Origin of the sequence: Bradyrhizobium sp. SPXBL-04 (assembly GCF_051853035.1) — a bacterium.
Classification (GTDB): domain Bacteria; phylum Pseudomonadota; class Alphaproteobacteria; order Rhizobiales; family Xanthobacteraceae; genus Bradyrhizobium; species Bradyrhizobium zhanjiangense.
In genome coordinates, this window is record NZ_CP182472.1 from 5,100,566 (window position 1) to 5,122,264 (window position 21,699).

Below are 21,699 nucleotides of genomic sequence, written 5' to 3' on the forward strand. Positions count from 1 at the left end.
ATGGACCGCTTCTACAGCCAAGACCAGAAGGCTCTCCGCGACACAGCCCGCCGCTTCGCCGAAGCGGAGATCCTGCCGCGCGCGGCCGCGATCGATCGCGAGGACCGCTTCGACCGCTCCCTCTACAAGGGCATGGCCGATCTCGGCCTGTTCGGCATCTGCCTGCGTGAAGGCGCCGGCGGCGCCGGGCTCGATGCGGTCGCGGCCTGCATCGCGATGGAGGAGCTGGCGCGCTGCTCCGGCGCGGTCGCCAACGCCTTCGCGATCCCCGTCGAGGCCGTACTGTTCTTCGACCATCACGGCACCGAGGCGCACAAGACGCTGATCCCGAAGATCCTGAGCGGCGACATCATTCCCGCCACCGCCGTCTCCGAGCCCGATCACGGCTCCGATGTCGCGGGTATCCGCACCAATGCGCTGCGCGAAGGCAATGGCTGGCGGCTCAACGGCACCAAGGCCTGGGTGACGCTCGGCGGCGTCGCCGACCGCATCATGGTGTTCGCGCGCACCGGCGCGGATGCCGGCCACCGCGCCATCTCCTGCCTGCTGGTCGACGGCGCACTGCCTGGCATCGCCCGCGGCAAGAACGAGGAGTTGCTCGGCATGCACGGCCTCGACGACTGCCAGATCACCTTCTCCGACGTGCGCCTGCCCACCGACAGCGTAATGGGGCCGGAGAACCAGGCCTTCAAGATGGCCATGAGCAATTTCAACTTCAGCCGGCTGATGATGGCCTCGATGGCGCTCGGGATGGCGCAGGCTGCGTTCGAGGATGCGACCGCCTATGCCAAGGAGCGCAAGCAGTTCGGCCAGGCCATCATCGGCTTCCAGGCGGTGCAGTTCATGCTCGCGGATATGTCGACCGACATCGCCGCTGCGCGCCTCCTGATCCACCACGCCGCGCGCCTGCACGATGCCGGCGAGCCGATCGCCAAGGAGGCGGCGCAGGCAAAGCTGTTCACCACCGACATGGCGATGAAGCACGTCTCCAACGCGCTGCAGATCCACGGCGGCAACGGTTATTCGCGCGAATACCGCATCGAGCGCATCTTCCGCGACGTGCGCCTCGCCCAGATCTACGAGGGCACCAACCAGATCCAGCGGCTGATCATCGCCCGCCAGGTCGAGAAGGAGGCCGCGTGAGGGCATGCTGAGCATCATCACGGCGAAAGAAGCCGCGGGCCTAATCCGCGACACCGACACGCTGATCGTCGGCGGCAATGGCGGCACCGGTGCTGCCGAAGCCATCCTCGACGCGCTGGAGCAGCGCTTCCTCGGCGGCCAGGGCCCACACGATCTGACGCTGATCAACATCACCGGCGTCGGCGCCGTCTCCGAGAAGGGCCTCTGCCATCTCGCCCATGAAGGCCTGATCGCGCGCGTGATCGGCGGCAATTTCGGGCTTCAGGTGCCGTTCATGCGGCTCGTCCGCGACGAGCTGATCGACGCCTACAATTTCCCGCAAGGCGTGATGAGCCAGCTCTGCCGCGCCATGGCGGCGAAACATCCCGGCGTGCTCACCCATGTCGGCCTCACCACCTACATGGACCCGCGGCAGGACGGCGGGCGCATGAACAAGCGCACCACCGCGCCGCTGGTCGACCTACTCGAGCTGCACGGCCAGTCCTGGCTGCTCTACCGCGTGCCCGCCCCGCCCGATGTCGCCATCATCCGCGGCACCTCGGCCGACGAGGACGGCTATATCAGCATGGAGCACGAAGGCACGACGCGCGAGGATCTCTCGATCGCACAGGCCGTGCACAATGCCGGCGGCACCGTGATCTGCCAGGTCAAGCGCATCGTGAAGCGCGGCTCGATCCATCCGCAGATGGTGAAGATCCCGGGCTTCCTGATCGACCACGTCGTGCTCGAGCCCGAGCAGATGCAGACCTACGGCACCGCCTATGACCCCGCACGCTGCGGCGAGACGCGCGTCCCGGTGGCGATGATTACGCCCGATCCGCTCACCGAGCGCCGGGTGATTGCCCGCCGCGCCGCCTTCGAGCTACGCCCGCGCGACGTCGTCAATCTCGGCGTCGGCATCTCGGCGATGATCCCGAATGTCGCGGCCGAGGAAGGCATCTCCGACCTGATCACGCTGACGGTGGAGTCCGGCGTGGTCGGCGGCGTGCCCGGGCATGCGCGCGAATTCGGCACCGCCATCAATCCACGCGTCATTCTCGATCAGGCCTATCAGTTCGACTTCTATGATGGCGGCGGCCTTTCTTGCGCCTTCCTCTCCTTCGCGGAGGTGGACGAAGCCGGCAACGTCAACGTCACCCGCTTCGGCGAGCGCCACGACGGCTCCGGCGGCTTCATCGACATCACGCAGAACGCCAAGCGGCTGATCTTCAGCGGCACCATGACCGGCGGCAAGTTCGACATCGGCGTCGAGAACGGCCGCCTGGCGATCCGTCGCGACGGCGCCTTCCGCAAATTCGTGCCGCAAGTGGGCCAGATCAGCTTCAGCGCGTCGCTGGCGGCACAGCGCGGCCAGCAAGTCAGCTACGTCACCGAGCGCGCCGTGTTCGAGCTCGAGAACGGCAGCGTGACCCTGACCGAAGTCGCGCCGGGCGCGCGGCTTGAGGAGGACATCCTCGCCCATATGGGTTTCAAGCCGCACATCAGCCCGCATTTGAAGGACATGGACCCGCGCATCTTCCGCTCCGGGCCGATGGGGATCGCGCAAACCTTCAATGCCCTGCCGGCGCGGCCACGCAAGGTTGCCTGAGGGATCAGCATGAACGCCAGCGGCCCGATCAATCTCCGTTACGAAGATATCGCGCTCGGCGCGGAGTTCGAGACCGCCGTGCACACCGTGACGGAAGCCGACATCGCGGCCTTCGCCGACGTCACGCGCGACCATCATCCGCTCCATGTCGATGGCGCCTACGCGCGCTCCCGCGGCTTTCCCGCGGTGATCGGCCACGGGCTGTACGGCCTGTCGCTGATGGAGGGGCTGAAGTCGGAGCTCAAGCTATATGAAGAGACCTCGGTCGCCTCGCTCGGCTGGGACGAGGTGAAGTTCAGGGGGCCCATCGTCGCCGGCGATACCTTGCGCGTGCGCTTTCGTTTCGTCGAGAAGCGGCCGACCAAGAACCCCGCGCGCGGCATCGTCGTCGAGACGCTCGACCTCCTCAACCAGCGCGACGAGGTGGTGACCGCGGCGCGCCACATCTCGCTGATCCTGACCCGGCGAGCTGATGCTGCGGCGGCCACATGACGAGACAATGAAGAAGACGCGGACCGGAGAACGGCTCCTCTGCCACCCAAGATTTGATCGGAGTATTCAGATGCGATTTCCCAAAATCTTCTCCGCCCTCGTCCTTCTGGTCGGCCTGACGCAGGCGGCCGGCGCCCAGACCTGCACGCCGAAAGTGCCGGCGTCGAGCCTGATCGAGGCGCCGAAATGGCAGATGTCGATCAACCCGACGCTGCCGCCGCAGCAATTCGTCGACGACAAGGGTGAGTTGCAGGGCCTTAATGTCGAGCTCGCCCGCGAGATCGCCAAGCGCATCTGCGTCGAGGCGGTTTTCCTGCGCATGGACTTCCCGCCGATGATCCCGGCGCTGCGCTCCGGCCGGTTCGATGCCATCAACACCGGCCTGTTCTGGACCGAGGAGCGCTCCAAGATGCTCTACCTCGTGCCTTACGCGCAGCAGGCGATCAGCATCTACACCGATCCCTCCTCCAGCCTGAAGCTCGAAAAATTCGAGGATCTCGCCGGCCGCGTGGTGGGCGTGGAATCGGCGACCTACACCGAGCGCAAGGCGCGCGAGTTCAGTACCGCGATGGAGGCCAAGGGCCTCAAGCCGATCGAGCTGCGCACCTTCACCACCGTCACCGCGACCTCGGCGGCTCTGCGCGCCGGCCAGCTCGAGGCCGCGCTCAACATCAACGAGACCGCCAACTCGCTCGAGCAGAAGGGCATCGCCAAGATCTGGGTCCGCGACATCGCCGGCACCGACATCACCTTCGCCTTCCGCGACAAGCAGCTCGCCCAGGCCGTCGCCGATGCGCTCACCGCGATCCGCGCCGACGGCACCTACGACAAGCTGTTCGACAAATTCGGCATGACCAAGCTGAAGGGGACGACGTTCGCGATCCGCGGCGACGGGCCGACGAATTGACGGCAGGCACCGACACGCCACTTGGCGGCGTGTCGAATCAGATCAGGCTCGACCTGCCCCGGCTCAGCACTTCGCCTGCGCCCTTGGCTCCGACGATCCGTCCCTGGTCACAGACCACCCGGCCGCGGGCGATTGTGGTCACCGGCCATCCCGTGACGTCGAACCCTTCCCATGGCGTGTAGTCTGAGCCGTGATGCAGATCGTCCTGCCGGATGGGCTTCTTCAAATTGGGGTCCCAGAGAACGATATCGGCATCAAAGCCGACGCCGATCGAGCCCTTGCGCGGATAGAGGCCGTAGATGCGGGCGTGGTTGGTCGCGGTCAGTTCGACGAACTTCTGCAGCGTGATGCGTCCCTTCGAGACGCCCTCGGAGAACAGTATCGGCAGCCGCGTCTCGACGCCGGGGATGCCGTTCGGCACCCAGCGGAACGAGGTGCGGGCGTTCGGCGTCAGCTTGCCCCTGGGATCGTCGTAGCGGAACGGGCAATGATCGGACGAGAACGTCTGGAACACGCCGGTCGTGATTCCTTCCCAGATCGCCTGCTGGCTTTCGACATCACGGGGCGGCGGCGAGCAGACATATTTCGCACCGGTGATGTCCATGTTCAGGCCCTTCATATCGTCGGCCGTGAGCGTGATGTATTGCGGGCAGGTCTCGGCATGCACGGGTAACCCGCGCTGTTGCGCCCAGCGCACCTGCTCCATCGCCTCGCGTCCGGAGACGTGAACGATCATGATGGGCACGCCGACTATCTCGGCGTGACTGATGGCGCGATGCGTCGCCTCGCGCTCGACAGCCTGCGGACGTGACACTCCATGATAATAGGGCGCGATCTGGCCGTCGCGTTCCAGCTTCGCGGTGAGGAAGCGGATGGCGTCGTAGCCCTCGCAATGGACCATGACCAGAGCTTTCTCGCGACGCGCCACATCGAACACCTCGAGCAGCTGCTTGTCGCTAAGCACGAGATCGTCATAGGTCATGAACACCTTGAACGAGGTGTAGCCGTCCTTGACGAGGGCCGGCAGCTCCTGGCCGAGCACGACGGCTGTCGGATCAGAGATGATCAGGTGAAACGCCGTGTCTATGTAGCACTCGCCCGCAGCGAGCTTGCGGTAGTCCTCGACGCAGGCGCGCAGCGAGGTGCCCTTCTCCTGGAGCGCAAAGGGCAGCACCATAGTGTTGCCGCCGGCCGCAGCAGCGCGCGTCGCCGACGCAAAGTCGTCGGCCATCACCACGTCAGGTCCCGACGGCTGCGAAATGTGAACGTGGCTGTCGATGCCGCCCGGCAGCGCGAGCAGCCCCGTCGCATCGATCTCGCGTGCCGCGCCATCGACGTTGTCGGCAATGCTGACGATACGGCCGTCCCGAATGCCGATATCAGCGCGAAACTCGTCGCTGGCCGTCACGATGGTGCCGCCGCGGATGGCAAGATCGAGCTGCGTCACTGCCGTCTCCATCACCTGATGACTGGGGCTGTCCCGAAGATCCGGCCCCACTCTGAAAGGGTGTTGATATCGCCGCCGGCGAGGCTGAGGGTCCGCCATAGCGTCACTGCGACCGAGTCCAGCACGGCGATATCCAATTCCCGTTCGAGCGAGGCCGCAAGCCCCGCGCCGTCGAGATTGGTGCAGAGGATGACGACGGCATCGGCGCCCTCGGCAGCGACGGCGTGGATCATGCCGGCGATCACCCTCGGCTCGACCTCGCCAAAGGAAAAATTGTCGCGCAGGCCGAGATGCCGCTCCGTGTGCGGAGCGATGCCCGCCTCGGCCCAGACGTGTCCGATCCGGCGCTGCACGTCGTCCGTGTAAGGCGAGACCAGGCCGACGCGTCTGGCTTGCAGCGCGCGCGCCGCGTCGATGCAGGCCAACGTCGACGTCGTCGCCGGCACGCCTGTGCGCGCCTTGATCGCTTCACACAGGCTCATGTCACGCTGGATGCCCAGCCAGCTCGCGGACGTGCCGTTCCAGGCGATGGCGTCGACCTTGGCGTCGGCGAGCAGATCCGCCGCCGGCAGCATCACCGAGGCGTCGAACTGGCTCAGCGCCGCTGCGTCGAGCGCGATCTCGGTGACACGGAAACGCGAGAAATGCGCCGTGACGCCAGGGACGCCCGCCAGCATCGCACTGGTGACGGGCTCGAGCACCGAGTTGGACGACGGCGTGATCATGCCGAGACGCTTGCGCATGGCGACACCTTACGACGCCTGCGCGAGGCGCGTCGACTCCTCGCGGATCAAAGCCAGGATATGGCGCTTGGCATCGTTGAACTCAGGACCCGTGATGTCGCGCGGGCGCGGCAAGTCAAAATTGACGGCCTCGCGGATCCGGCCCGGCCGCTTCGTCATCACCACGATCTTGTTGCCGAGCACCAACGCCTCGTCGACGCTGTGGGTGACGAACACGATGGTGCAGCGCCGCTTCTGCCAGATCGCGACCAGCTCCTCCTGCATTTCGAGCTTGGTCTGGGCGTCCAGCGCAGCGAACGGCTCGTCCATCAGGATGACGCTCGGGTTCATCAGCAGCGCACGGGCAATGCCGACGCGCTGGTTCATGCCGCCGGACATTTCGGAGGGATGATGGTGCTCGAAGCCGCGCAGGCCCACGAGATCGATGAACTCCATGGCGCGGTCGCGCCGTTCGGCCTTGGCGACGCCCTTGAGCTTGAGGTGGAAGGCGATGTTGTCGATCGCGGTCAGCCACGGCATCAGGGTCGGTTGCTGGAACACCACGCCGCGGTCCGAGCCGGGCCGCTTCACCTGCTTGCCGTCGACCAGCGTGCGGCCGGAGGTCGCCTGCTCGAAGCCGGCGATGATGTTCAGGAGTGTCGACTTGCCGCAGCCGGACGGGCCAAGCAGGCAGACGAAATCATTGGCCCCGATGTCGAGATTGATGTTGTCCAGCGTCAACAGGTCGCGACCGCGCCGCTTGTCAGAAAACACCTTGACGATGTTGCGAAGCTCGATTGCCGCCATCAGCCCGCCCTGCCCTGCACGGTGGTGGTCTGCTGCCAGCGCAGCGTGCGCCCCATGATCGCCTTGAGGCCGAGATCGGAGAGATAGCCGAGCAGCCCGATCGAGATCATCGCCGCGAGCACGATGTCGTAGCGCAGGAAGTAATAGGAATCCCACAGCACGTAGCCGAGGCCGCTCTTCACCGCGACCATCTCGGCCGTCACCGTCAGCATCCAGGCCGAGCCGACCGCGATGCGCAGGCCGGCAAAGATCGACGGCAGCGCCGCCGGCAGCACGATGTCGGTCAGCATTTGGCGGCTATTGGCGCCCATCATCGCGCCAGCGCGGACGAGATTATGATCCACGGTCTTCACGCCGTGGATGCTGTTCATCAGGACGGGAAAGAAGGCGCCAAGGAAGACGAGGAAGATGGCCGGCTTGTCGGCGATGCCGAACCAGATGATGGCCAGCGGAATCCAGGATACCGGTGGGATCGGCCGCAGCATCTGCAGCGTCGGCTCCAGCGTCTTCTCGAACAGGCGGGACCAGCCGATCGCGACGCCGGCGAGAATGCCGAGCAGGCTTGCCAGCGCAAAGCCGCCGAACACGCGCAAGGCGCTGGCGAGCGCATCGCGCAGCCAGTGCCCGGTATAGGTCTGCGTGGTCTCATCGAAGCCAAACACCCAGTCGCCGAGCGCATGCAGCACCGCGCTCGGCGCCGGCAGCAGCGCCGGCGGCAGCATGCCGCTGCGGGCGAAGGCTTCCCAACCCGCAATCAGCAGCACGGGCACGATCAGGCGTTCGAGCCCCTGGAATGCCCGCGTCAGCCGGAACGGCGGCCTTGCGGGCGAGACGTCAGTAACCGAGGTCATTCTTGGTTTTTCCCGTGGCCTGCTCCAGGAACGAATAGTCCATGTTCTTCTCCGCTTCGGCGGAGACGTCCTTGGAGATGTATTTGAGGTCGCGCATCATCGCGGCGATCGCCAGCGTCTGCGAGCGATGGATCGCAGGATCGGGCGAAGCGTTCTTCAGCGCCTCGGTCGCGACATTCTTGTCGAGGCCGGTGAGCTTGTTGATGACCTCGACCCACGGCCCCTTGTCCGCGATCAGCTTGTTGTCGAGTTCGACCACGGCGCTGACAACACTCTGGACGCCGGCGCGCTGGCCCGCGATCACATCCGAACGCGTGACGATCAGATTCGTGAGATTTCCCGCAGCCTGCTCGTACGGCAGCACAAAATGCTTGCCGGCGCCGGCGAGCCGGATCTGCGAGGCGAACGGCTCGACCGAGCAGATCATGTCGACCTCGCCGCGCTGGAGCGCGGCGAGATGGTCGGACGGATTGGGGATGTTGATGAACTGGATGTCCTTGTTGGGATCGACGCCCTGCTTGAGGAACGCGCCGCGCATGTGGATGTCCTGCGCATTGCCGCGGGACGCCGCGACCTTGAGCGGCTGACCGTCGCTCTTCGCCTTCGCAACGGTCGTCTTGAACGTGGCCCAGTCCTCAGGCGGAAGGCTCAGCTTCGCCGAGGACAGGCATTCCGAGCCACCATTGATCTGGCCCGATACGGCGACGACGTCAAAACCTTTGTCGAGCGCGGTGATGTAGTGGAGGTAGGTGACCTGCGCGACGTCGATGCTCTTCGACACCAGCGCGGTGAGCACGTCATTGCCCGAGTTGAAGCCGGTGGCCTCGACCTCGACGTTCTTGGCCAACCCGGGGACCAGCGACATCGGCAGGCAGTGCGCGCATTTGGCGTAGCCGAGCTTGATCTTCGGGACTTGCGCCGAGGCGATCTCGCTTCCGCCAAGCACCGCCGCCATCACCACGAGGCCCAGTCGCAAACTCGTCCGCATCGCTTACTCCGTTTCGAAGGCGCGCGGGATCTCGCGCGTCGGAAACGATCATCCGCCGCCCTTCGCCGCAGCGCAATCCGGTTTTTGCATGCTGCATACAATTTGCGCGCTATGCCATTGTTTTCAGCGAGATACGTCGATATTTTGGGCAAGCAAAAGGGCCGGAAACGGCTAGGATCAACATGAGAAGTGAGGCACGCGTGCAGCCAAAATCGGAAGCGCCGAAGGGACGAAAGTCGCCTAAACTCAAGCGGATGGGCCTGCATGAGCGCGCCGCCGCGCGGATGCGGACGATGATCATTCGCGGCGAGCTGCCCCCGGGATCGCAGACCCAGGAGACGAAGCTGTCGAAGGAGCTCGGGGTGTCGCGCACCCCCTTGCGCGAGGCGATGAAGGTGCTGGCGGCGGAAGGGTTGATCGAGCTGCGCCCGAACCGCAGCCCGCGCATCGCCGATATCGCGATCGACGGCATCTCTGAGCTGTTCGAAGCGCTGGCCGGCATCGAGCGGCTGGCCGCCGAGCTCGCCGCGGAGCGCGCGACCGAGCGTGATCTCGCCCGCCTCCGCACGCTTCAGACCCGGATGGAAGGTCATCACCGCAGCGGCAAGCTCGACGACTATTTCGCCATCAACGGCGAGATCCACAACACCATCGTCCGCATGGCCCGCAACACGCCGCTGCGCGAGGCGCACGAGACACTGATCTCGCGCGCCGAACGTGCGCGTTATCTCGCGCTCGGCGCCGACAGTCGCTGGAGCAATTCGGTCGACGAGCACGCCGATATCCTGGCCGCCCTCGAGGCGCGCGACGGCGAAGCCGCCGGCCGCCTGCTCGGCGCCCACGTTGCGCGGACCGGCACGGCGCTGCTCGAAGTCCTCGCCGCCTCTCAGGCCAAGCGGACGGCGGCGTAATCATGAAGCTGCTGCTGCTCAACCCCAACACCAGCACCGCAGTCACCGAGCTGATGCTGGGTGTCGGGCAGCGCGCGGCCTTATCAGGCACCGAGCTGATCCCCTGCACCGCGACCCGCGGCGTGCCCTATATCGCAACGCGCACCGAGGCGCAGATCGGCGGCGCCATCGCGCTGGAGATGCTGGCGGAGCAGCACAAGAAGGTCGATGCCGCGATCATCGCGGCCTTCGGCGATCCCGGCCTGTTCGCCGCGCGCGAGACCTTCGACATCCCCGTGATCGGCATGGCGGAAGCAGCCATGCTGACCGCCTGCATGGCTGGACGCCGCTTTGCCATCGTCACCTTCGCCCAAACGCTGGGCCCCTGGTACGAGGAGTGCGTCCGCGCCCACGGATTGTGGGAGCGCTGCGCCGGCATCCGCATGCTCGATACGCCGTTCCAGGCGATCTCCGAGGTCGGCATCGAGAAGGAAGACGTGCTGGTCGAGCTCGCCCAGCGCGCCATCGTCGAGGACGAGGCCGATGTACTGATCTTTGCCGGCGCCCCGCTGTCCGGCCTTGCCGAGCGCGTCGCCGACCGGATCCCTGTCCCCGTGGTCGATCAGGTCGTCGCCTCGGTGAAGCAGGCCGAGGCGCTTCATGCGCTGCGCCTACGCAAGGCGACCGCGGGCACGTTCCGCCGGCCCGCCGCCAAGCCGACCATCGGTCTTGCCGACGCGCTTGCCGCCCGGCTCGAGCATCGCGACAGCTGATCAGAGAGGCGGCCGGCGATGCGAAAAGCCCAGTTCGTTCTCGAGGATACGGCCGAAGGCAAACAGGCGGGATTCGCAAGCGGGCGGCGCGATGATCTGGATTCCGAAAGGCAGTTCATTCTTCCCCCGTCGCGCCGGCAAGGTCAGGACCGGGAAACCGACCAGCGACACGATGAAGGTGACCGCAAGATAGTCGATCGGCGTCTCCAGCTCCACGCCGTCGATCGCGGCGACGTCGCTGATCTCGTTCGGCCAGGGGAATACGGACGCCGCCGGCGCAACCAGGAAATCAGTGCACGTGAACAACTCGCGAAAGCTGCGATAGATCGAGGTGCGGCGCCGCTCGGCGTTGAGATAATCTTCGGCGGAGAGTTTTGCGCCCGCCTCGATATTCCAGATCACCGTGGGCGTGAGCTCGGCGCGGCGGGTTCTCAGCAGCTCGCCATAGCTGTTAGCAATATGCGTGGCGCGCAGCGTGCGGAAGGTTTCGATCGCACCACTGCAGTCTGGCGAAGATGGCACGACGGCGGCCACGCCCGCGAGCATGTCGCAGGCCGTAGTGAAGCGCGCACGCACCTCGCGCGACACCGGCGCGACGCCGAAATCGGGCGTGACTGCGATCCGGGGACGCCCCGTGAGCAGCGGATCTTCACCGGCAATGCCAATCGAGAGCGGATCGTTGGCGTCGCCGCCCCCACAGACCGACAGCGCCAGTTCGAGATCGTCAACGCCGCGGGCGAGGAAACCGTGGGTGGCCAGCATGTCCCAGCCGAGCGGACGGCGCGGCGATGGGATACGGCCAGGCGTGGGTCGGATCGAGGCGACATCGCAGAAGCTGGCGGGCGTGCGCACGGAGCCGCCAAAATCGGTGCCGTGCGCGAGCGGCACCATGCCGGCAGCAACTGCAACGGCGGAGCCACCGGACGATCCGCCGGAGGTCAGCGCGGTATCGACCGGATTGCGCGTCGGCCCGCACAATTTGTTGGTGCAGACCGCGCCGAAGCCGAATTCGGGCGTGTTGGTCTTGCCCAGGATAACTGCACCGGCGCGACGCAGCCGCGCAACGACGAGATCGTCTTCGGCTGGAACGTGATCGCGAAACAGAACCGATCCGTAGGTGGTCGCAAGCCCCGCGGTGTCGGTGAGGTCCTTGATCGCGACGGGCACGCCATGCAGCGGCCCGACCGGTGCGGACGCACCGTCACAAATTTCCGCGGCGCGGCGGGCGCTTTTGGCATCAACGGTCACGAATGCCGCCAATTGCGGATCCCGGTCAGCGATCCTCGCCAGATGCGCCTCGACGGCGTCGCGCGAAGACAACTCGCCCTTCGCAATCGCGCGCGCAAGAGTTGTGGCCGAGAGCTCGCAAATCGATGTCATCGCCCCACAATGCCAAACCTCGCATCGAAAGGCGAGCATGACGGGCACGAGACTTGCTTTCTCTTCTGGGGCAACGGGAGGCAACACCATGGCTGATGCGCCAAGCGGCCGATCGCTCGTCGTCGACGCGGTCACCCACCGGTATCCGAGTGGAGCGCTTGCGGTCGAGAACATCAATCTCGACATCAAGGGCGGCGAGATCATCGCCCTGCTCGGCCCCTCCGGCTGCGGCAAGACAACGCTCTTGCGCATCATCGCCGGCTTCATCGCGCAGACGCAAGGGCGGATCATCATCGGCGATGACATCGTCGATGCGCTGCCGCCGAACAAGCGCGCGGTCGGCATCGTGTTCCAGAACTACGCGCTGTTCCCGCACCTGTCGATCAGCGAGAACGTCGCCTATGGCCTCGCCGCCCGCGGCATCGACAAGGCCACGCGCCAGCGCGAGGCGCAGCGCCTGTTGGAGCTGGTGCAGCTCCCGACCATGGCCGAGCGGCTGCCGCGGCAGCTCTCCGGCGGCCAGCAGCAGCGCGTTGCCCTCGCCCGCGCGCTCGCGATCAAGCCGTCGATCCTGCTGCTCGACGAGCCCTTCGCCGCGCTCGACAAGAATCTGCGGCTGGACATGCAGATCGAGGTCAAGCGCCTGCAGCGCGTGTCCGGCATCACCACGCTAATCGTGACCCACGACCAGGAAGAGGCGCTGTCGATGGCCGACCGCGTCGCGGTGCTGAGCCACGGCAAGCTCGAACAGTTCGGCACGCCGTCCGACGTCTACGACCGGCCGCAGACCTTGTTCGTCAACGCCTTTGTCGGCTCCACCAATCGCATGCCCGGTGTTGTGGTCTCCGCAGATCGCACGGCCGCGAAAGTGCGCCTCGATGCCGGCGCGGAGATCATCGCACGGCCGGCAGCAGGCGCCCTCACCGAAGGCGGGCGCGTCACCGTCTGCATCCGCCCCGAGCATCTGCAATTCGTTGGCGACGAGAGCGGCTTTGCCGGCGTAGTCGGCATGTCGCTGCCGCTTGGCGCCACTGTCGTGCACGAGATCACCACCGCCGACGGCTCCGGCGTCAAGGTTTCCCAGGCGCGCATCGGCGAGACGCGCGCGCTGGAGAATGGCGCTGCGGTGCGCCTCGCGCCGCTCGCGCCATCGCTCGCCAATGCCTTTCCCGCAACGCTCTAGATTTTAGTCTTGTCCATAGGGAGTTCGACATGATCCTGAACCGCCGAAGCCTGATGACGACCGCCCTCACACTCGGCGCCATGAAGGCGTTTCCCGGGATGAGCTTTGCCCAGGCTCGCCCGCTGGTGTTTGCGACCTTTACCGGAAGCTGGGAGGAGGCCCACAAGGCCGTGCTGGTGCCGGCGTTCCGGAAAGCGAATGCGGATGCCGCGATCGTGCTCGATCCGATGCTCTCGGTCGATCAGATCGCGAAGGTAAACGCCGCCAAGGCCAATCCGCCGATCGACGTCATGCTGCACGATCCCGGTCCCGCGCTCGTCGCCGTCGGCCAGGATCTGGTCGAGCCCTATCCTGTCGAGAAGAGCGCCTGTTACAAGGACCTGATCGCCGAGGCGCAGGAGCCGATGGGCCCTGCCCCGTTCTTCCAGGTCGTCGGCCTCACCTACAATCCGGAAGCCGTCAAGACGCCGCCGACCTCGTGGGCCGATCTCTGGAAGCCGGAGTTCAAGGGCCGTGTCGGCATCACCAATCTCAACTCGACGCTCGGCACCGGCTGGCTGGTCGAGATCGCCAAGATGCGCGGCGGCTCGGAGACCAATGTCGATCCTGGCTTCAAGGCGCTGGAGGAGCTCAAGCCCAATCTCGCCGCGGTCGCCGCAAATCCCGGCGCGCTCGCGACCCTGTTCCAGCAGGGCCAGATCGACATCTCGCCCGGCAATTTCAACGCCATCCAGATCTTGAAAGCGCGCGGCGTGCCGGTCGAGTTCGTGGCGCCGAAGGAAGGCGCCATCGCCTTCAAGACCACGATCCACATCGTCAAGAACTCGCCCAATCGCGAGCTTGCCTTCAAGCTGATCGAGGCGGCGTTGACGCCGGAGGTGCAGACCACACTGATGAACCCGCCCTATCTGATCGTGCCGACCAACTCCAAGGTCACCATGGGCGGCGAGATCGCGCGCGTGCTCGCCAAGGACACCACTGAACTGAAGAAGAAATTCGTGTTCCAGGACTGGAAGAAGATCAACGAGCAGCGCTCGGCCTGGATCGAGCGCTTCAATCGCGAGATCAAGATCTAAGCTATGGGCGCAGCACCGGCATCACGGGACGTGACATCCTACGGAATGGGGTTGGCAGCGCCGCTGGCGCTGTTCTTCCTGGTCTTCTTCGTCGCACCGCTGCTGCAGTTGCTCTGGCTCTCGCTCCACAACGACACGGCCGGGCTCCATTGGGGGCTCGGCCAGTATCTGCACTTCCTGACCGATCCCTTCAGCCTCGGCGTGCTCGGCTCGACGCTGCTGCTGGGGGCGGAGGTGACGGCCGTGTGCCTTGTGCTCGGCTTTCCCATCGCCTGGCTGTATCAGCGGGTCGGGCCAAAGCTTCAGACCATCATCATCCTGATCGTGCTGCTTCCGCTTTTGACCAGCGTCGTGGTGCGCACCTTCGCCTGGATCGTCATCCTCGGACGCCAGGGCATCATCAATGCGACGCTGCAATCGCTCGGCATCATCGATACACCCGTAAAGCTGCTGTACACCCAGTTCGGCGTGGTGATCGCGCTGGCGCAGGTGCAGATGCCGCTGATGACGCTGCCGCTGATCACCGCGCTCGGCCGCATCGATCCCAATCTCGACGATGCCTCCTGCTCGCTCGGTGCCGGAAGCTGGCGCACCTTCTTCCGCGTCGTATTGCCGCTGTCTCTGCCCGGCGTCATCGCCGGCTGCACGCTGACCTATGCCGCCGCGATCACTGCCTTCATCACCCAGTCGCTGATCGGCGGCGGGCAGATGCTGTTCATGCCGATGTATCTCTACCAGCAGGCCTCGACGTTGCAGAACTGGCCGTTCGCGGCCGCGATCTCGATCATTTTCCTGCTCGCCGTGCTCGCGGTGGTCTCGGTCTTCACCACGCTCGGCCGCATGTCGCGCGGTTATGGAGGCGCCTGATGAGCGGCCGCAAGCGCACCTGGGAGGCGATCAGCTTCGAGCTCGTCATGACCGTGATCGCCGTGATCGCGCTTGTTATCATCATCGCGCCTTCGCTCGTGGTGCTGATCGTCTCCTTCACCAGCGGCTTCTCGCTGCGCTTCCCGCCGCCGGGCTATTCGCTGCGCTGGTACGCCGAGCTGTGGAATGCCTGGCAGTTGCACTTCGCCGCGAAGAACAGCCTGATCGTGGCACTGTGGGCGACCGGCCTGTCCGTCGCCCTCGGCGTCGCCGCGGCGCTCGCGATCTCGCGATCGCGCACGCTGTCGGCGCGGCTGCTCGATTCCCTCTTCATGTCGCCGCTGGTGCTGCCCGCGCTTGCCTTCGGCCTCGCCGCCCTGATGCTGTTTTCGCTGGTCGGCCTGCCGGTGTCGCTGCTGACGCTGGTGATCGGCCACACCGTGGTTTGCGTCCCCTATGTCGTGCGCAACACGGTCGCAGCGCTCGCCCAGCTCGAGCCGACCCTGCTTGAAAGCTCGGCGGTGCTGGGCGCGAGCCGCCTCTACACCTTCCGCAGGATCGTGCTGCCGCTGATCCGGCCCGGCATCATCGCGGGCGCCTTCATCGCTTTCATGTCGTCCTTCGACAACGTGCCGGTGTCGCTGTTCCTGCGCGATGCCGCAACCGACATGCTGCCGATCCGGATGTGGCAGGACCTCGAAGGCAAGCTCGATGTCACCATCGCCGCCCTGTCGGGCGTGCTGATCATCGCCACCGTCGCGCTGGTAGCGGTCATGGAGCGCGTCACGGGCCTGTCGCGGCGGCTGACGAACTGATCAGGCCCCGCGGAACAGCGAATAGCCCCAGCGCGTGAATTTCAGCGGCAGATGGAAATGCTCGTCAACGTTCTTGATGCGGAAGCGGAACGGCGTCACGGTCAGGAAGGCGTCGCGCTCGCCAAAGAACTCGCCGAGATGAAACAGCACCTCATACTCGCCTGCCGTCACACCGGCACCTTGCGCAACGGAATGATCGAGCACGCCATTGGCGCCGAGCCGTCCGTCGGCGACGCGCACCGAATCCGGATCGATCCGCCAGATCTCGACGCGCAGCCCCTGCGCGGGCCGTCCGCTCGCCACATCGACCGCGTGAATGGAAATGCCGCCTGCCACCATGTTCCTCCCATGAGCACGCCGCCATGGTAGACGGAAGCACCGCCGTTCGGCCAGCACCGGCATTGCTGCCGGCCCTGGGGGCGATGACCGCGCTTCAGGCCCTGGTGGCGCTCGCCTTGTTCGCGCCGGGCGTGGTGGCGCCGCGCGCTCATATCGAGGTCTGGCAGCTCTCGATGTTCTCGTGCGCGGTGTTCGCGGTCGGCATCCCCGCCTCTTTCTGGGGCGGCGGCTTCATCGCGCGGGTTGGATCGCTGCGGATCGCGAGCTTCTGTGCGGCGGCCATCGTCGTCGGCATCGCACTGGCTTCGCTCGGATCGAGCGCCGCCCTGCTGGCCGCGGGCCTCTGCCTCGGCCTTGCCATGGGGCCCGAAACGCCGGCGAGCGCGGCGCTGCTGTCGCGGCTCGTCACCGCCGAGCGCCGCGCCTTGGTGTTCTCGGTACGCCAGACCGGCAACCAGATCGGCGCGGTCTGCGGCTCGCTGGCCCTGCCCGCGATCGCCATCGCGTTCGGGCCGGCCTGGTGCTATGCGGTGGTGGGCCTCTGCGCGCTGCTCGCGATCGCGCTGTTCGAATGGTTGCGGCCGGCCTACGCCGGCAAGGTCATCCCGCCGCCAAAGCTCGATCTCCGCGCGCGGCTGGCGCTGGTGACCGCAGACCGGCGAATCGCGATGCTGGCGCTGGCCTCGATGCCGTTCAGTGCAATGCAGTTGTCCCTCAATACCGTCTTCGTGACGCTCGGCACGCATGAACTCGGGCTGAGTCACATCGAGGCGGCATAGCGCTCGCATGCGCGCAGGCAGGTGGCCTCATCGGACGACTTGGCTGGGGTTTCCTCGCGATGCGCTTTGACGCTTCGCGCATGGTCCTCGTCGTCATCGGAATGGGCATGTCGCTCTGCGCCGGCCTTCTCGGCGCAGATGGAGCCTCGTTCGGTCGAATGGGCCAATTCGCCGTTGCGGCGTTGTTGGGTCTGACGGCCTCCGGTTGGAACGGCGTCTTCCTTGCCGAGGTCGCGCGACTTGCGCCGCAGGTCAGAATTGGCGAGACCACGGGTGCGGTGCTGACTGCATCCTATGCGGGACTGTTGCTGGCGCCGGTGCTTGTTTCGGCTATCGATGCCGCGGCAAGCCTTGGCGACGCCTTCGTGACCTTGGCGTGCCTCACCTTCTGCGGCACACTCGCATTGATCTGGGGAGGTCGATGACAGCGTTCCCGACAGCACGCGACATCGCGGCCAATGTCGCCGCGGGACAGATGACAGCGGCCGAGATCGCGCGCGCCGCGCTCGACCGCATCGAAGCCGCCAAGGACTTGAATGCGGTCGTCACCACCGATCCGGAGCGCACTCTTGCGGATGCCGCCGAAGTCGATCGCAGCGCGCACGCCGGAAGGCCGCTGCCGCTCGCCGGCGTCCCCGTGGTCGTGAAGGACAACATCTGGGTCGGCGGCTGGCGCGTGACGCAGGGCTCCCGGCTGTTTGCTGACTTCGTCGCGCCGCAGGACGCCATTGCCGTCGAGCGGCTTCGGCAGGCTGGTGCCGTCATCGTGGGGATCGGAGCGACTTCCGAGTTTGCCTGCAAGGGCATCACCACCTCCGAGTTGTTCGGTCCGACGCGTCATCCACGCAATCCGCAACTGACGCCGGGCGGCTCATCGGGCGGGCCGGCGACTGCAGTCGCGGCCGGTCTCGTGCCGCTCGCGGTCGGAACGGACGCAGGAGGCTCCAGCCGGCGACCGCCGGCTCATGTCGGCGTGGTCGGTTTCAAGCCGTCCTACGGTGCAATCCCTTATGGTCCGGGCTTTGCCGAACCGTTCTTTGGCCTGTCTGTGATTGCGCCGATGGCAGCAGAGGTCGCCGACGTCGCGCTCGCGTTCGAGGCTATGGCCGGCCTTGATCCGCGCGATCCGGATTCCGCGGCGATCGCACGCGATAGCGGCGAGCTCTCGGACTTGCGCGTCGCTTTCTCGCCGCGTCTCGGATTTGATGTCGCCGTCGATCAGGCCGTCGCCGACGGTGTTTCCTCGGTCGTCGAGCATCTTTCCGCTGCCGGATTGCAGATCTCCCGACATGATCCCGTCTGGCCGCCGGGTGCGACCGAAGAGGCCATCATGCCGCTCCAGCATGCTGGCCTCGCGGCCCTCTATGGCGAGGCCTTCCGCAAGAATCCGAGCCTGTTCGATCCGGACATCGCAACGCAGATCGAGCGCGGCCTGTCCTGGTCTCGCGCCGAGATCGGTGCTGCGCTCGGCACCAGTGCCGCAATCGCCAACGCGTTTGCGGCATTCTTTGGCAAGGTTGATCTATTGCTAGCGCCAACCGTCCCATGCGTCGCGTGGCCGCTGATGCAGCTCGGCCCGGACATGATCGGCGGAAAGCCTGCGAGCCCGCGCGGGCACGCAGTGTTCACGCCCTTCGCCAATCACGCTCGCCTGCCGGCGATTTCGCTTCCGTGCGGAACGGATCAGCGCGGACTTCCATTCGGCCTGCAAATCATTGCCAGACGCGGACAGGACCGCACGCTGCTTGGAGCCGCACAACAGATTGAGGCCATGTTGCGAACGTAGACCCTGCGGCCAACGCGAGTTTCCGCGATCTGTCGGCGAAAGGTCCGCGGTCATTGCCACGAGAAACCATTCGAGCGATGAGCATCTCGCTTGATGGCGACTGTCCCAAGTCGGGATAAGCCAAGCTCACTACTTCGGTCAGAATTCTCAACGCGAAGGAAGCGAGAGCAACCCGACTAGGCCACGCTAAACTACGCGATGCCAGCAGGCCGCACTACTCCCACTCTATCATTTCGAACGACGGTTCGTCGTTGATCCGCAAGCACAATTTTTCGGATCTGACGGACAAATGCCGACGGGATACCCGCCGCTTTTTCTTGGTCTTGAATTCACAGGAAAATTTAAGCAGTCCGCAGGAATGACGAGTTCGGGAAGTATTGGAGTCAATCGACTAAATGGCTGTGCAAGCGAAGCCTGAATGGCCTATCGCACTCGCACTCTTGCCAATACCGTCAACGACAAGAACAACTGATCAGTTGTACAACGATCGCGTCCAGGTGGCTCGGCGCGTCAGCGCGACGCACGAATGCCACCGCCTCGATCTCCACGCGGGTGCCGGTGCCAAGGAGCGACCCGGCTCCGATGGGCTGTGCTGGCCGGCGGCTCCTTGGCGTCCATGAATATTTCGACGCGAGCACGGTTGAAGCCATCATAGTCGGCGAGGTCGGCCAGAAAGGCCGTGGTCTTCACGATATCCGACAGCGAGGCGCCGTGTTTGCCCAGCACGCGAGCGATGCGCTCGAAGATGCGTCGGGTCTGGAGCTCGATGTTGTCGCGTGCGTCCTCATCGACGCAAAGGCTTCCGGAGAGGAATAGCAGATCTCCGCTCGGACCGAGCGGGAGGCGGCGGGCCGGCGAAAATCGCGGTCTGTTTTCGTGTGGCGTCGACATGAGACTGAGCCTTTCCTCTGGTGGTCGCTTACTTCTCGGCCGGTGCGGCGGCGACGGTCGCACCGGCCAACGTCATTTCGCTGCTAGGCAGCGAAACATCTGGATGTTCAGGCGGTCGATAGGGAGCAGGTTCGCAGCGACCACGACAAACAGCAGGACGATTGACCAGTTTCGGAGCGGCGAGCTCGGCCGTTGCCGCCTTTTTGACGTCGATGGGCGCTTAACTCCAGTGTAATCTTGGAGCAGCGGTTAGGTGGAATGCATGCCCAAAAAGGAAGCCCAAAGTCTGGACAGGTTCGACGGACTCGAGCAGCCAACGTCGCTCGAGCTCAATCAGATCATGCTCAAGGATGCGGCTCTCAGCCGCCTGCGGTGGCAGGACGATGAACGCGGCACTCCCGTGCAGATGGAGCAAAGCGATGGATACATGGTGTGCTACCAGCGCAACCACCTTCCCGCTCCCCGTCGGTGGGTGGACGGCAAGGCGATAGAGGCAGAAGCGCTCGATCCCGGTCAGTTCCTGCTGCTCGACCTCAGGCAGAGCCACAGCGCCGTCAATCGCGGAAACATCGACTGCATTTCCCTATTCGCATCACGGAATACAATAGTCCAGTTCCACTTGGAGCATGACCTCCCTTCCTTTTCCACTCTGCGTGTCACCGATGGCATCGGGTACTTCGATCCCACCATCAGAAACCTGATGGAGTGCGTTACTCCAGCCTTCGAGAAACCCGAGACGGTCTCTCCTCTGTTCCTCGACCAACTAACTCTCGCGATGATGTCTCACCTGACCCACGTCTATGGAGAGCGTGACGTGAGCTTCAGGCCGGTAAAGGGAGGCCTGGCGCCTTGGCAGGAGCGTCGCACTAAATCTCTTCTGCTTGCAAATCTGCGTGGCGACGTAAACCTCGAGACGCTGGCGAAGGAGTGCGGACTTTCGCGCGCTCACTTTGCGCGCAGCTTCAAGATTACGACGGGAAAATCACCCATGGCGTGGCTTGTCAGCCAACGACTGATTCGGGCGCGAGAATTGTTGGCGGACTCTCCTCTTTCACTATCCGAAATTGCTTATGCGTGTGGGTTTGCCGACCAGAGCCACTTCTCACGCGCGTTCGCCAGGCATGTTGGAGTGGCGCCCGGGGAGTGGCGCCGTCAGCGGAAGCGATGAGACGCCCAAGCGTCCCACTTTTTTAGGCACCCGCGAAAAACAGCACTCTCGGACATGAAACAGCACTTATAGAAATTGCCCAACCCTCGAGTTTTCCGGAGGATCGTCCTGACGGAAGGAGCGAGGTTTTCTCATGCACATCGCCCTCCGATACCAAAGGAGACCGTGGTGATCGTGCGAGGCAACGAAGACGGCAAAATTTGCCGTGACCCGACCTTCGATCGGGCGGCTAGGTTCGGGACCCTGACACGAAAGGAGTTTCTCGAGATGTCAGCATGCGCAGCAGCTGCGTCCTTAATCCCTGTTACCAGCGCAGAAGCACAACCCCGCCTCAAAAGCCCTCATGAAAAACGGATCACGTTGACAGTCAATGGGCAGGCGCATGACCTCTCTCTGGACACGCGACAGTCACTCTTGGACCTGCTCCGCGAGCGCTTGAACCTGACGGGCACCAAAAAGGGATGCAACCAGGGTGCCTGCGGCGCTTGCACTGTCCTCGTCAACGGTCGCCGCATCAATGCCTGCCTCACGCTTGCCGCGATGCTCGACGGCTCCGAAGTCACCACAATCGAGGGACTCGCAAACGGGGACCAGTTGCACCCGCTGCAGGCGGCCTTCATCGAGCATGATGGCCTGCAATGCGGCTATTGCACACCGGGCCAGATCATCTCCGGCATCTCCTGCATCGCTGAGGGACATGCCGGATCTCCCGAGGAGACCCGTTTCTGGATGAGCGGAAACATCTGCCGGTGTGCCGCCTATCCCGGGATCGTCGCAGCCGTGACCCAAGTCGCGAAGGAGATGTGA

21 protein-coding genes and 1 pseudogene are annotated in these 21,699 nt (G+C 65.0%); 14 read left to right on the forward strand and 8 right to left on the reverse strand.

What is annotated here, in order from left to right:
• The 4 genes from ACNJX8_RS24335 (at position 1) to ACNJX8_RS24350 (ending at position 4,130) form a co-directional block, all read left to right on the forward strand.
• Positions 1 to 1,143, forward strand: coding sequence for an acyl-CoA dehydrogenase family protein (locus tag ACNJX8_RS24335; RefSeq protein WP_439357036.1), 1,143 nt, complete (start codon positions 1 to 3; stop codon positions 1,141 to 1,143).
• A gap of 4 nt (positions 1,144 to 1,147) precedes the next feature.
• Entirely contained in the window at positions 1,148 to 2,731 is a 1,584-nt protein-coding gene (locus ACNJX8_RS24340) for an acyl CoA:acetate/3-ketoacid CoA transferase (RefSeq protein WP_439357037.1), read from the forward strand.
• A 9-nt stretch (positions 2,732 to 2,740) separates the two neighbouring features.
• Positions 2,741 to 3,223, forward strand: coding sequence for a MaoC family dehydratase (locus ACNJX8_RS24345; protein ID WP_439357038.1), 483 nt, complete (start codon positions 2,741 to 2,743; stop codon positions 3,221 to 3,223).
• A 70-nt stretch (positions 3,224 to 3,293) separates the two neighbouring features.
• Complete coding sequence (locus ACNJX8_RS24350; RefSeq protein WP_439357039.1) at positions 3,294 to 4,130, forward strand: ABC transporter substrate-binding protein; 837 nt, start codon at positions 3,294 to 3,296, stop codon at positions 4,128 to 4,130.
• 37 nt (positions 4,131 to 4,167) lie between these two features.
• On the opposite strand, the gene hydA is transcribed toward ACNJX8_RS24350, so the two are convergent.
• Genes hydA through ACNJX8_RS24375 form a run of 5 tightly spaced genes read right to left on the reverse strand, consistent with a single transcriptional unit; the run spans position 4,168 to position 8,945 of the window.
• Positions 4,168 to 5,589: a dihydropyrimidinase gene (hydA, locus tag ACNJX8_RS24355; protein ID WP_439361967.1), complete on the reverse strand. Its 1,422-nt coding sequence runs from the start codon at positions 5,587 to 5,589 to the stop codon at positions 4,168 to 4,170.
• Positions 5,589 to 6,320, reverse strand: coding sequence for a maleate cis-trans isomerase family protein (locus tag ACNJX8_RS24360; protein WP_439357040.1), 732 nt, complete (start codon positions 6,318 to 6,320; stop codon positions 5,589 to 5,591). The genes hydA and ACNJX8_RS24360 overlap by 1 nt, the downstream gene beginning before the upstream one ends.
• 9 nt (positions 6,321 to 6,329) lie before the next feature.
• A complete protein-coding gene (locus ACNJX8_RS24365; protein ID WP_439357041.1) occupies positions 6,330 to 7,106 on the reverse strand; it encodes an ABC transporter ATP-binding protein in 777 nt (258 codons plus the stop codon).
• Positions 7,106 to 7,957, reverse strand: coding sequence for an ABC transporter permease (locus ACNJX8_RS24370; protein ID WP_439357042.1), 852 nt, complete (start codon positions 7,955 to 7,957; stop codon positions 7,106 to 7,108). The genes ACNJX8_RS24365 and ACNJX8_RS24370 overlap by 1 nt, the downstream gene beginning before the upstream one ends.
• Positions 7,941 to 8,945 (reverse strand): ABC transporter substrate-binding protein, encoded by a 1,005-nt coding sequence (locus tag ACNJX8_RS24375; RefSeq protein WP_439357043.1) that lies wholly within the window; start codon positions 8,943 to 8,945, stop codon positions 7,941 to 7,943. The genes ACNJX8_RS24370 and ACNJX8_RS24375 overlap by 17 nt, the downstream gene beginning before the upstream one ends.
• A 182-nt stretch (positions 8,946 to 9,127) precedes the next feature.
• On the opposite strand from ACNJX8_RS24375, the gene ACNJX8_RS24380 reads away from it, so the two are divergent.
• Both ACNJX8_RS24380 and ACNJX8_RS24385 read left to right on the forward strand, forming a co-directional pair.
• Positions 9,128 to 9,856 (forward strand): GntR family transcriptional regulator, encoded by a 729-nt coding sequence (locus tag ACNJX8_RS24380; RefSeq protein WP_439357044.1) that lies wholly within the window; start codon positions 9,128 to 9,130, stop codon positions 9,854 to 9,856.
• A gap of 2 nt (positions 9,857 to 9,858) precedes the next feature.
• Positions 9,859 to 10,608, forward strand: a complete 750-nt coding sequence (locus tag ACNJX8_RS24385; protein WP_439357045.1) for an aspartate/glutamate racemase family protein — start codon at positions 9,859 to 9,861, stop codon at positions 10,606 to 10,608.
• Here the strand turns inward: ACNJX8_RS24385 and ACNJX8_RS24390 are convergent, their stop codons facing one another.
• On the reverse strand, positions 10,609 to 11,928 hold the full coding sequence (locus tag ACNJX8_RS24390; RefSeq protein ID WP_439357046.1) for an amidase: 1,320 nt from the start codon (positions 11,926 to 11,928) through the stop codon (positions 10,609 to 10,611).
• 148 nt (positions 11,929 to 12,076) lie between these two features.
• On the opposite strand from ACNJX8_RS24390, the gene ACNJX8_RS24395 reads away from it, so the two are divergent.
• The 4 genes from ACNJX8_RS24395 to ACNJX8_RS24410 are packed head-to-tail and all read left to right on the forward strand — an operon-like array spanning position 12,077 to position 15,929.
• Positions 12,077 to 13,171: an ABC transporter ATP-binding protein gene (locus ACNJX8_RS24395; RefSeq protein WP_439357048.1), complete on the forward strand. Its 1,095-nt coding sequence runs from the start codon at positions 12,077 to 12,079 to the stop codon at positions 13,169 to 13,171.
• A 29-nt stretch (positions 13,172 to 13,200) separates the two neighbouring features.
• Entirely contained in the window at positions 13,201 to 14,247 is a 1,047-nt protein-coding gene (locus ACNJX8_RS24400) for an ABC transporter substrate-binding protein (RefSeq protein WP_439357049.1), read from the forward strand.
• Between the two features lie 3 nt (positions 14,248 to 14,250).
• Positions 14,251 to 15,114, forward strand: coding sequence for an ABC transporter permease (locus ACNJX8_RS24405; protein WP_439357050.1), 864 nt, complete (start codon positions 14,251 to 14,253; stop codon positions 15,112 to 15,114).
• Positions 15,114 to 15,929: an ABC transporter permease gene (locus ACNJX8_RS24410; RefSeq protein WP_164934434.1), complete on the forward strand. Its 816-nt coding sequence runs from the start codon at positions 15,114 to 15,116 to the stop codon at positions 15,927 to 15,929. The genes ACNJX8_RS24405 and ACNJX8_RS24410 overlap by 1 nt, the downstream gene beginning before the upstream one ends.
• Here the strand turns inward: ACNJX8_RS24410 and ACNJX8_RS24415 are convergent, their stop codons facing one another.
• Complete coding sequence (locus ACNJX8_RS24415) at positions 15,930 to 16,265, reverse strand: hydroxyisourate hydrolase (RefSeq protein WP_164934476.1); 336 nt, start codon at positions 16,263 to 16,265, stop codon at positions 15,930 to 15,932.
• Between the two features lie 26 nt (positions 16,266 to 16,291).
• On the opposite strand from ACNJX8_RS24415, the pseudogene ACNJX8_RS24420 reads away from it, so the two are divergent.
• A pseudogene (locus tag ACNJX8_RS24420) lies at positions 16,292 to 17,472 on the forward strand (MFS transporter).
• On the forward strand, positions 17,469 to 18,833 hold the full coding sequence (locus ACNJX8_RS24425; RefSeq protein ID WP_439357051.1) for an amidase: 1,365 nt from the start codon (positions 17,469 to 17,471) through the stop codon (positions 18,831 to 18,833). The pseudogene ACNJX8_RS24420 and the gene ACNJX8_RS24425 overlap by 4 nt, the downstream one beginning before the upstream one ends.
• Positions 18,834 to 19,343: 510 nt before the next feature.
• On the opposite strand, the gene ACNJX8_RS24430 is transcribed toward ACNJX8_RS24425, so the two are convergent.
• Positions 19,344 to 19,724, reverse strand: a complete 381-nt coding sequence (locus tag ACNJX8_RS24430) for a RidA family protein (RefSeq protein ID WP_439357052.1) — start codon at positions 19,722 to 19,724, stop codon at positions 19,344 to 19,346.
• 262 nt (positions 19,725 to 19,986) lie between these two features.
• Here ACNJX8_RS24430 and ACNJX8_RS24435 point away from each other — a divergent pair, with 262 nt between their 5' ends.
• Both ACNJX8_RS24435 and ACNJX8_RS24440 read left to right on the forward strand, forming a co-directional pair.
• Positions 19,987 to 20,892, forward strand: a complete 906-nt coding sequence (locus tag ACNJX8_RS24435; RefSeq protein ID WP_439357053.1) for a helix-turn-helix domain-containing protein — start codon at positions 19,987 to 19,989, stop codon at positions 20,890 to 20,892.
• 267 nt (positions 20,893 to 21,159) lie between these two features.
• Positions 21,160 to 21,699: a (2Fe-2S)-binding protein gene (locus tag ACNJX8_RS24440; RefSeq protein ID WP_439361968.1), complete on the forward strand. Its 540-nt coding sequence runs from the start codon at positions 21,160 to 21,162 to the stop codon at positions 21,697 to 21,699.

Bases quoted from the DNA above. Each gene is read 5' to 3' on its own strand.
- ACNJX8_RS24385 (WP_439357045.1), top strand. From the start codon at position 9,859: ATGAAGCTGCTGCTGCTCAACCCCAACACCAGCACCGCAGTCACCGAG.
- ACNJX8_RS24440 (WP_439361968.1), top strand. From the start codon at position 21,160: ATGTCAGCATGCGCAGCAGCTGCGTCCTTAATCCCTGTTACCAGCGCA.
- ACNJX8_RS24410 (WP_164934434.1), top strand. From the start codon at position 15,114: ATGAGCGGCCGCAAGCGCACCTGGGAGGCGATCAGCTTCGAGCTCGTC.
- ACNJX8_RS24405 (WP_439357050.1), top strand. From the start codon at position 14,251: ATGGGCGCAGCACCGGCATCACGGGACGTGACATCCTACGGAATGGGG.
- ACNJX8_RS24375 (WP_439357043.1), bottom strand. From the start codon at position 8,945: ATGCGGACGAGTTTGCGACTGGGCCTCGTGGTGATGGCGGCGGTGCTT.
- ACNJX8_RS24370 (WP_439357042.1), bottom strand. From the start codon at position 7,957: ATGACCTCGGTTACTGACGTCTCGCCCGCAAGGCCGCCGTTCCGGCTG.
- hydA (WP_439361967.1), bottom strand. From the start codon at position 5,589: ATGGAGACGGCAGTGACGCAGCTCGATCTTGCCATCCGCGGCGGCACC.
- ACNJX8_RS24380 (WP_439357044.1), top strand. From the start codon at position 9,128: ATGAGAAGTGAGGCACGCGTGCAGCCAAAATCGGAAGCGCCGAAGGGA.
- ACNJX8_RS24425 (WP_439357051.1), top strand. From the start codon at position 17,469: ATGACAGCGTTCCCGACAGCACGCGACATCGCGGCCAATGTCGCCGCG.
- ACNJX8_RS24400 (WP_439357049.1), top strand. From the start codon at position 13,201: ATGATCCTGAACCGCCGAAGCCTGATGACGACCGCCCTCACACTCGGC.
- ACNJX8_RS24435 (WP_439357053.1), top strand. From the start codon at position 19,987: ATGCCCAAAAAGGAAGCCCAAAGTCTGGACAGGTTCGACGGACTCGAG.
- ACNJX8_RS24430 (WP_439357052.1), bottom strand. From the start codon at position 19,724: ATGTCGACGCCACACGAAAACAGACCGCGATTTTCGCCGGCCCGCCGC.
- ACNJX8_RS24345 (WP_439357038.1), top strand. From the start codon at position 2,741: ATGAACGCCAGCGGCCCGATCAATCTCCGTTACGAAGATATCGCGCTC.
- ACNJX8_RS24350 (WP_439357039.1), top strand. From the start codon at position 3,294: ATGCGATTTCCCAAAATCTTCTCCGCCCTCGTCCTTCTGGTCGGCCTG.
- ACNJX8_RS24395 (WP_439357048.1), top strand. From the start codon at position 12,077: ATGGCTGATGCGCCAAGCGGCCGATCGCTCGTCGTCGACGCGGTCACC.
- ACNJX8_RS24340 (WP_439357037.1), top strand. From the start codon at position 1,148: ATGCTGAGCATCATCACGGCGAAAGAAGCCGCGGGCCTAATCCGCGAC.
- ACNJX8_RS24360 (WP_439357040.1), bottom strand. From the start codon at position 6,320: ATGCGCAAGCGTCTCGGCATGATCACGCCGTCGTCCAACTCGGTGCTC.
- ACNJX8_RS24335 (WP_439357036.1), top strand. From the start codon at position 1: ATGGACCGCTTCTACAGCCAAGACCAGAAGGCTCTCCGCGACACAGCC.
- ACNJX8_RS24365 (WP_439357041.1), bottom strand. From the start codon at position 7,106: ATGGCGGCAATCGAGCTTCGCAACATCGTCAAGGTGTTTTCTGACAAG.